6 protein-coding genes and 1 pseudogene are annotated in these 8,877 nt (G+C 44.7%); all 7 read right to left on the bottom strand.

The window, feature by feature from the left end; all coding sequences use genetic code 11:
- Nucleotides 1-240: 240 nt before the first annotated feature.
- Nucleotides 241-696, bottom strand: a complete 456-nt coding sequence (locus AC1DUA_RS22000; protein WP_477501805.1) for a GNAT family N-acetyltransferase — start codon at nt 694-696, stop codon at nt 241-243.
- A gap of 908 nt (nt 697-1,604) precedes the next feature.
- A complete protein-coding gene (locus AC1DUA_RS21995) occupies nt 1,605-2,459 on the bottom strand; it encodes a diguanylate cyclase domain-containing protein (RefSeq protein ID WP_477501804.1) in 855 nt (284 codons plus the stop codon).
- The gene (locus tag AC1DUA_RS21990) at nt 2,456-4,543 is read right to left on the bottom strand and encodes a cellulose biosynthesis cyclic di-GMP-binding regulatory protein BcsB (protein WP_477501803.1); all 2,088 of its coding nucleotides are present in this window, start codon (nt 4,541-4,543) and stop codon (nt 2,456-2,458) included. The genes AC1DUA_RS21995 and AC1DUA_RS21990 overlap by 4 nt, the downstream gene beginning before the upstream one ends.
- Before the next feature lie 26 nt (nt 4,544-4,569).
- Nucleotides 4,570-5,820, bottom strand: coding sequence for a glycosyltransferase family 2 protein (locus AC1DUA_RS21985; RefSeq protein ID WP_477501806.1), 1,251 nt, complete (start codon nt 5,818-5,820; stop codon nt 4,570-4,572).
- Between the two features lie 213 nt (nt 5,821-6,033).
- On the bottom strand, nt 6,034-7,023 hold the full coding sequence (locus tag AC1DUA_RS21980; protein WP_477501802.1) for a hypothetical protein: 990 nt from the start codon (nt 7,021-7,023) through the stop codon (nt 6,034-6,036).
- A 19-nt stretch (nt 7,024-7,042) separates the two neighbouring features.
- The gene (gene wsfD / locus AC1DUA_RS21975; RefSeq protein WP_477501801.1) at nt 7,043-8,530 is read right to left on the bottom strand and encodes a glycan biosynthesis hexose transferase WsfD; all 1,488 of its coding nucleotides are present in this window, start codon (nt 8,528-8,530) and stop codon (nt 7,043-7,045) included.
- A 20-nt stretch (nt 8,531-8,550) separates the two neighbouring features.
- Nucleotides 8,551-8,877, bottom strand: a pseudogene (locus AC1DUA_RS21970) (hypothetical protein); the annotation flags it as partial.

Genomic DNA, 8,877 nt, shown 5'->3' with positions numbered 1-8,877 from the left:
ATCCTGCTCGTCCCTCAACGAATCCAGGGAGCAGCTGCCACGAGACAGTCAGCTCCCTAAATATGACGCAATCGTTCTGCTTTAACGTAATAACATATTGTCTCTCATCATCACTGAAAAGTTCTAATTTTTCATTTGCCACTTTTTGTTCATAAGAGAAATCCTTAATCATCCGTCGGTAGCCTTCTCCTGATGTCTATTGAGCTATAAGTGTCCCGTTAATTCAACAAGAAATAGAGTTTATAATTGTTTTGCCATCACGATGCTCGTTTCTTCATAGCCTAACTTTTCATATAAACCACGAGCAATTTGGTTGTGAGCAAAGACATGAAGTCCCATACTCTTGATGCCAATTGCTCTTCCCAACTTTTCTATATCTTCCATCGCTTGCTTGCCAAATCCTTGCCCCCGGTAATCTTCCTTAATTTTTATATCGTAAATAAACCCTTTGTTGTTTGGTTTTACTRCAAACCAAATCATTCCAACATTTTGGTCGTCAGAACGAATTGTAAATAGTTTGTTATCAGTGGTTTTCTCGCCATCAGGCAAAAGGTGTGCATATTGTTCTGTTGCCTTACTAATAGATTCCTGTTCGTTCCAATTACCAGATTCCACGTTGCTTTTTGCATAGCTCTTAATTGCAGAACTAAGGTAGTCCTGAAATTCAGTCGAATTCATTAAATCTAATGCAATCATTCTCCCTCTCTGAAAAAAAATGAAATTATTCATTGCATATTATCTTTTGAAAAAATATGAGCTCAAACTCTACAATCTATACTAGCATATATTGAAAGTAATCTGCCCGATACTTCAACCGATCATCTGATCGGTTATTGTGATGTTTATTCCGCTAATGTCTCCAGTTAGTTGCGTGCATCAACTTATTACGCATAACTGCCAGTTAACTAAAATTAATAAAGGAACAGCTGCCGGCCACGGCGATCTGCTCCCAGGTTATTGCACTAAAGTTCTCCGTTGTTAGTCGGTACAGGTGTCTGCCCGATACTACATCTCGAAATGCCTCGGGCAGACCAAGGGCTGTCAGGCTCGCCGCGTGAATACGGTGTTATGTGATGCTCCAGTCCTCTTCGAAGAGTGTCCCACGGCTAGTAAATATTCTCTATATGATTTGGGTAATTTATGCCGATTCTTGTTTCTAGTTGTATGATCTCTTCATCGGAGCAGCCTTTAATACTGTTCGTGGTTGCGATCTTATTATTAATTAAGGTTTTAACTATATCTTCTTTGAGCATACTATCATTCCTTATTCTTTATATATGGCCTTACTGGAGTTTCACATAACGTCTTTTATGCGAAATTCACAAAATATTGTGCTATGTATGTATTCGTGAACCTCGTAGAATTTCTTTTTATTGATAATTTCTTGAAATGAACACCTTTACTCCCGCCCCGCCGGTTCGGTCTTTTTGACCCGTGGCCGTATTGCCGGAGGTGAGCGCCTGAGTCAATGGCAACCAGACTTTCAAAGGTGTACAAAAACAAAGTTAATTACATTTTCTTATCATATTACAAATTTTCCCATTAGCTTGAGTGTAGCACATCCCACAAAAAAGGAAGTCCCAGCTTTCGCCGAGACCTTCCTTTTACACGTCGTATTCTAACTGCTTTTTCGCTTGTACGATAAACTCAAGGGGATTATTGATATCAGCCGCATTGTACTCAACTGCACCCATTTTCAAAACAAGTTCCACCCTGTATTTCTCCGCGTATTCGCCGCGATTACGTTCATCAACACTCTTTCTCAAGCGCTCAATGACGATAGATGCCCCTGGTCGATCCGTAAATAGCAGCATCCCCCACATCGGATTCTCTTTATTGAGCAAATAAAGCGAATCGTTCGTGCGAATATTCGTTTGACTCATTCTGGATAGATCGTGGACCGCCTCCATCAGCTGTTCTTCGCCAATCATCCGTTTAATTTCATCCCAATACTTCACACTGATTACCATCAGGGTTAAGGGAATATGATACCGGACGGAAAGTGCCATAAATACGGTTGCATCGGATTGAAAAGAAAGCGTATTTTTCAAACTTGTCTTCAAGTCGACGGTTGCCAAGGATTGATTCTCTTTGATTAGCTGTTCGTTCTCCGACTGCAATTGCCGATTCCCCAGCGTCAAGAGCCAAGTTGCAAGTGTAAAGATCGGAGTCAAAATGAGCCAAAAATAATTCTGCGTCCCGATTAAGCCGCCAACCACAACCGTTTGGTACAAGGTGTACGTCCCATAGCCGAAGATGAACAGAATGTTTAGAATCAAGCCTGTCGTAACATTCGTAAAGTACGTAATAACGGCAATGAGAAAAGCCACATTGAGAAAAATTATATTTTGCAGGTACAGATTCGGATTGCCCGCGGTGAAAATGATGCTTACAAAACACGCTAGCAAAAACAGCAGGAAGCCGCCGTCCGAGATCATACTGCTTCGTAATCGACTCATCGCAGATCCCTCCGCTTCTTCTTCGCATATTTACGAATCATTAAAATCAGCGAGAGGATAACAAGCAAGGCGACAAGTCCTGCCGCGGCCATAAAGCCGAGGACATCTTTACGTGCCAGTACATCATCAAGCGCAGTGGATGGCGCTAAGGCAGCTTCTTTCTTAAAGCGATACGCTTGCACGTTGCCATCTGCATCCGTGATAGCGCCATCGCCGAACACCTGCCATAGCGAGCCTTCCGAGCCGATCAGCTTCGAGGCCAAATAAACATATTCCGGACGACTGCCCGTCACTGCCATAAGGCCAAAACCGCTTTGATAAGGAGAATCAATCAATTGTAAAGAACCGATTCGTTTGCCATAGCCAGATTCAATGCTGAGTTTCTCGTTAGGGACAAAACCTTGTCCTCCAGCTCCATAGCGGAAATAAAGCTTATCATTGTTCGCCGCAATCACAGCGTTGTCTTCGTAGCTGCCGATTGCAATAATTTGACGGCCTTTGAGCTGCTCTGGCTGGAGGTTGCCTGCTACATATTGCACATTGCCTGTATTCGTCTGCGCATAGCGGCCCAGCAGATTGAATATATTTGTTAACGATTGATACAAGTACACGTCCCGTGTCGTCGGCAATACAACCGTAACTTGGTTATAGCTGCCGTCACGTAGAAACGGATACGGATAGTTGTTGAACAACAGCTCCGTTCTGTCTTTTGTATTCAATTGAAGCAGCGAATCCTTCTCGACAAAGGCCCATGGCATCTGATCTTCATTTGCAAGACAACTATCATTTTTAAGCTCAAGGTCGAATGCTGCTTTAACTGTAAAATTCCCTGAGATATTCAGGGATTTCGGAATCGTAAGCTCCATATGATCGCCGTCGGCGAGCTCGGTGGAAAGCCGTTTACTCCCGATCGGCGTATCATTCACGAGAATCGTGACCAACGAACGGTCAAAATCGACATTCCGCGCATAACGAAAGTTGATGCGCAGCTTACTGCCGTCTGCAATGGAACGATTGCCCGGCAGCGAAATAAAATACGCTTTTTCCCGGTGACGGTCACCGACAAGCTTATCTCCGGAATCCGTCAGCGGCAAGGTACGGCTAACATTGACAGCTGGCGTGTCCACTTCCGTGGAAGCCAATACTTCYTTCTGCGGCGCATTAATTTGCGTAAGCAGCGTTTGGTTGGCTGCCAGCCGACCGGCCTTTATGAGGAGCGTGGCATCGTTCGACGTGATGACCAGCGTTTTGACCCCATTCAGATCAAGGAGCTGAAGAACGGCTTTTTGTGCCACATCACTCTCTTTGATCATAGCCCTCACTTCCGCAGGCAAATGCTCATAGAGACTGACAAGAATGAGCGCTTGCTTGGTTTTCGTCAGATCGGTGCTATAGGTCGTAAGCGGAATCGGTTTATCCGTCACTTGATTTACTTTAGCTAAGCCAGATAACGCATAGGTCGCCGCCTCCAATTCAGGAGCCGTGTTTTCCGGTGCAACTGCTATCGCAATTTGACCATTGGTAACCGAATCTTGCCCAATAAAATGCCGCTGAAAATCCTGAATGCTATCTTGAATCGGCTCACTGGTATACTTCACGGCGATTCTTGAGGATTTTGCGATTTGCAGCCAATTATCGCGATTATCGGTAGGCAGGCAAGCATTCTCTACGGCTGGCGCATTCGTCTCAAGGTGCCCCTRCACCATGAGCGTGTTAACGCCTTTGATCATCATTGAAGCTGGCACGGTCAGATCCAGCTGTTGCTGCACCTTCTCTCCCAGCTGCGGTCGAAAAGAATGAAACGGCGTTCCATTCATATAGAGCGTGACGGAGGAGCGTTCATTTTGCAGGAGCTGTGACAGCTGGTAGTCCAGATGAATGTCAACGCTGGTCACATTCCAATAGTTCTCTACACGAAAAAACTGCTGCGTATATGTAATGCCGCCGGTTAAAGACGTATCGGACAAATGCGTTTGCATTTGCCCGGCGGCAGGTGACACGTTCTCTGCTTGAACTTTAGGTAGAAATAACGCAAGAAATAGAAAAATACTTAATGCTACTCTCACACCACTACGATTCCACATCGTCGTCAACTCCGATCCTTACTGCCCTAGAAGCGTTCGGTTTTATACCATTTCGCTTCTCGCTTAAAAATGACGTCTTTCAGATAGGTATACATGCCGTAAGCCGCCACGACCATCCACATTTGGCAGTAAGACACGTACATCAAAACAATAATCCATACGTTAGAGAGCCGCATTTCTCCTTTCTCCGTGACGAGCGTAATGAAAGTGCCCACGATAAAGAGAGTAATCGCCAGTACCCATAAAAATGAGCTAAAGCTTGCAATGGTGGTGCTAACATAGCCCAATGCGTGTAGAATCAGCAACAAATCCGACATGACAAGCGAGGTCAGCAATAAAAAATAAATGGATAGAAAATAGCAAATATCAAAGCGTATACGGCGCGCATCCGGATGGAACAGCAGCGGGATATTTTTTACAATGACGTAAATGTTCCCTTTCGCCCATCTTGTCCGCTGCTTGAACCATACTCTGAGCGTCTGAGGCTCCTGCTCCCACGTAACGGATTTAGGCTGGAACTTAATTTTGTAACCCATCAAATAAATGCGGAATGAAATTTCCGTGTCCTCCGCTATTGCCTTCACGTCCCAACCGCCGATTCGCTCAACGATTTCGCGGCGCATTAGAAAGTTTGTACCCGGGATCGTACATAGCTTAAACAGCTTCCAACGCCCCGCCTGAGCCATCCATTGGAACGAAAGCGTCTCAATATTGATAAAACGCGTCAACAAATTCGCATTTCGATTTCGAGTGCGAAATTTGCCGATTACCGCGCCAAGTCCTGGATCCTGCGTGATTTCGGCGACGAGATAAAGCAGCGCCTTCTTTTCCGGGGTATTATCCGCATCGTAGATGGCGATCAGCTCGCCACGGCTTAGCTTGAAGCCTAGATTCAAGGCGTTGGATTTGCCTTTACCACCCGTGACAGCATCCGTGTTCAACACAATCAATTGACGCTCGGGATACTTCGCTTGAAGCTTAGCAAGCAGTTCTCGGCTATTGTCCGAGGAATTGTCATTAATCACAATTATTTCGTAGCGATCATGCGGATAATCTAAAGCGAGCAGTGATTCAACGGTTTGCGTAATCACTTTGCCTTCATTATGAGCCGGCACCATGATGGAAACGAAAGGAGCTTCCCCTTTAATCGGAGGAACCGGTTGATTCTCAATCTGCATGTAATATAGATAGCCTGCCACAATCAGAATGATATTAACCAGCAGGAGTGACCAGATACATATCACAGCAATCAGCATTAGTATGTCGGCAAGTGTCATCATTGTCTCCGCGATTGCRTGTATTTTCGTTTGTACATTCGGTGTCCGATGATAAGGAAAAGACCGAATAAGAAAAGCGTTGTTCCGATTAAAACAATTAGTATTTTATTTTGCACAGAGAAAAGTCCGCTTAAACTTTTTTCTTCTTGCTGCACATAGACATGTGCCGAATCAATATCCTGAATGCGATTATTAAGATGAACCCCCTGACCATTAATTAGCAAATGCATACATCTCAGCACTGACGCCAAGCGGTACGATCCCTGTGTTTGCTAAATGATCAAGAAAAGAGCCCAATTCGTTCCGAAGCTTATTCACATCCGGAGAATCCGTAGAGTCAACAATCGGCGTTTGAACAATAATGCTCCCATTGCGGGCTTGCAAATGCTTAAGCGTCTCCATATAACGCTGCATCGCCGGGTAGTCCCAATTACTGAATACTGGTTGTATACTGGCTACAAAAGGAATGCCTGCTTCATACAGCTGATCCGCCATCGCATTCACGAGTTCCAGATTTGAAAATGGAAAAATATCGCTAATTAATACATAATGCTGCGGGGCCGTGGAAACTTCCAGCCAATCTTTCAACACATAGGAAGCTGCCAATTCTGACAGGTTGCCTTTTGACAAGTACGGGATATACCCATAGTTGCCGTTTGCAATACTGTACGGTGCTTCGGACGGATGCTTGGATGATTTCACTGTCCCATACGATTTTCCTTCAAACGAGGTCACCCATGCCATGTTGCTAACAGGAATGGAAGTTTGGTTCAGATCACTAATCTTCAAGTTGATCGTATCATCCACCGTATGTTCTTCTTGAATGTGCAATACTTGCTGAATCGATGTAGGAAGACCGCTTCCAATTTGCATGTACTTACCGGAGTAAGCTTTCAAGTCTTGTAAAAAAGCATCAGGAAGATTCATTTCATCCGATTTATTTCGTACGAGGATCACTTTATTAAAGCTGTGCAGCTTTCCCTCTTTATATTGCTCCAAGCTCAGCAGTGTAACTGGTGTGGAGAAGCCCGCTAAGAGCCGCTGCAGAGCTTCAACATTTCCTTCCAGCGGTGTCCTAAGCGCTTTGCTGTCATAGAGAAGCAATACAGGATCCTTTGCGCTTTCTGCGGCTGAAGTTAGTCTTGGCACACTTAACGTACATAATATAACGAGAAGTGTGACGAAGAGGTATACTTTTCGCATGTCGCTCCCTCCTTATGCCTTACATCGCAGTCCCAACTTGTTTACTCTCCGATTCTGTGCTCCATAACTGTTTAGCAATCAAATCCCTTACCGTAAGCAAAGAAACAAGATCAAAGGTTAATGTAAATAGAAATTCATGCTTCGCTAAATCCGCATCGCCCGCCCCAATAATGGAAACGAAAATCCCCGATAACCCCATTGAAATCAGTAAAATGACAATAGGCAGCTTCGTTGCTTTACGCCATTGTTGCGAGCGAATCGCATGAATAAACGATGGGATATAAAGCCCTATAATGAGCAAAGTCCAAAGTAAAATAAAGCCAAACGTTTTCGGCGCCAGCGCCTGCTTGAGCAAGCTATAGCCAGAAAAGAATACCGTGTGCGCACCAAATGGCTTGCCAACGGACTGCTCATAGTTCCCCATCGCCATGGGACGGATACTAAAGCCGTCTCTCGCCGCGATATTAAGCATCTGTCCCGCTTGTCCAGGATGTTCGACATAATAGAGAAGAATAGAAACAAAGCCGTATTTGCTAAAGAACTGTTCTTCAAACTGTGCAGAATCCACATCAAACGATTTATAAGGCTCGAAGTACTCACTGCGGTTCAAAATCGCATATTGCTTATCGATGCCAAAGCTTTCTAACGTTTTTTCCGGATCTGTAGAGCCCATCAATACACCGCGAGTCATCGCATGAAACTTGTTAATATTGACGAATTCTTTTGGGATCAGCACATAGGTGCCCACTCCAACACCTATCAGAGCTGCGAGGAGTCCTGCCGTTATGGCGCGATACGATCGGCTTTTCCGAATATAAATGAAAAATACCCCGAATATGGCTGTTAGAATCCCAACTGGGGCGTTTTGCTGCTTACTTGCCGTTAAAATCATGGCGCTAACCACGAATAAGCCAAGCATCACGTAATCGTTATATCTTCTCCGGTATAACAAGAGTCCGCTTGCTACCATGAACATCGTCATGACCAGCATCACACTCTCACCGTATAAGGAATTAAAATAAGCCGTGTAGCCGGTGTCGCCAAACACAAAAACAACGATTCCCGCAATCACATAGCCGCGAAGCTTGGAAAGCTTCCAAGTCAATGCTTCAACAAGCAAATATATCGCAGCCGTATAAAGTCCGAGATACAAAGCCGCTTGATAGCGAATATCAAATGTGGTTGTGCCTGGATGGAACAACTGATTTAGGCCAATAGCCGCTTTTACAAAAGAAGATTGAGTCGAGAAAATAGTTGCCTGATTTTCGTTAAAATATTGAAAAATTCCGTACGTTTTGACGAAAAATCCAAGATATTGGCTATTATACGTCGGATCGTTGATGTAAAGCCCATTGCTATACAAAACTCGAAAAAAGTCGCCATTATCCGCAATACCGATATAAGGATAAACAAGCAGGGCGAGCACTGTAATGACCAATACGCCGGCCGCCGCGGCAGCAGCTGGTGTCATCACGCGAAGCAGTCCTCTCAAAAAGCGATTAGTCACGACAAGCACTCACTCCTTTATTAATAAACATAAGCGAGCAAAGCCATGGCATTGTCGAACGAATAGGCTTGCTGCGCGAGCTCATTCCCAAAGCCTCCGTTCAGCGGGCTTGCTTGGGTATGATTTTGAAACGCGTTCATTTTCGTAATACTCTCGTTATATAGCTGTTGATCCTTTGTAATGGAACCGATCATGGCCGTGATGGCATAAATCGCCGTCGAATGGATATCGTTTAACGGCTTCCCACTTCGATCATAAGCGCCCACCAACGTGCCCGCGGTAACCTGAGCTTTTATCCATTGTAAACTGGCTGGCTTGGCTTCTCCAATTTCAGCTAGGTTCAGGAT

This window comes from Paenibacillus sp. 01T422 (assembly GCF_056398785.1).
Note: the sequence above shows the minus strand (reverse complement) of the source record. Positions and strands in the feature narration are given on the sequence as shown.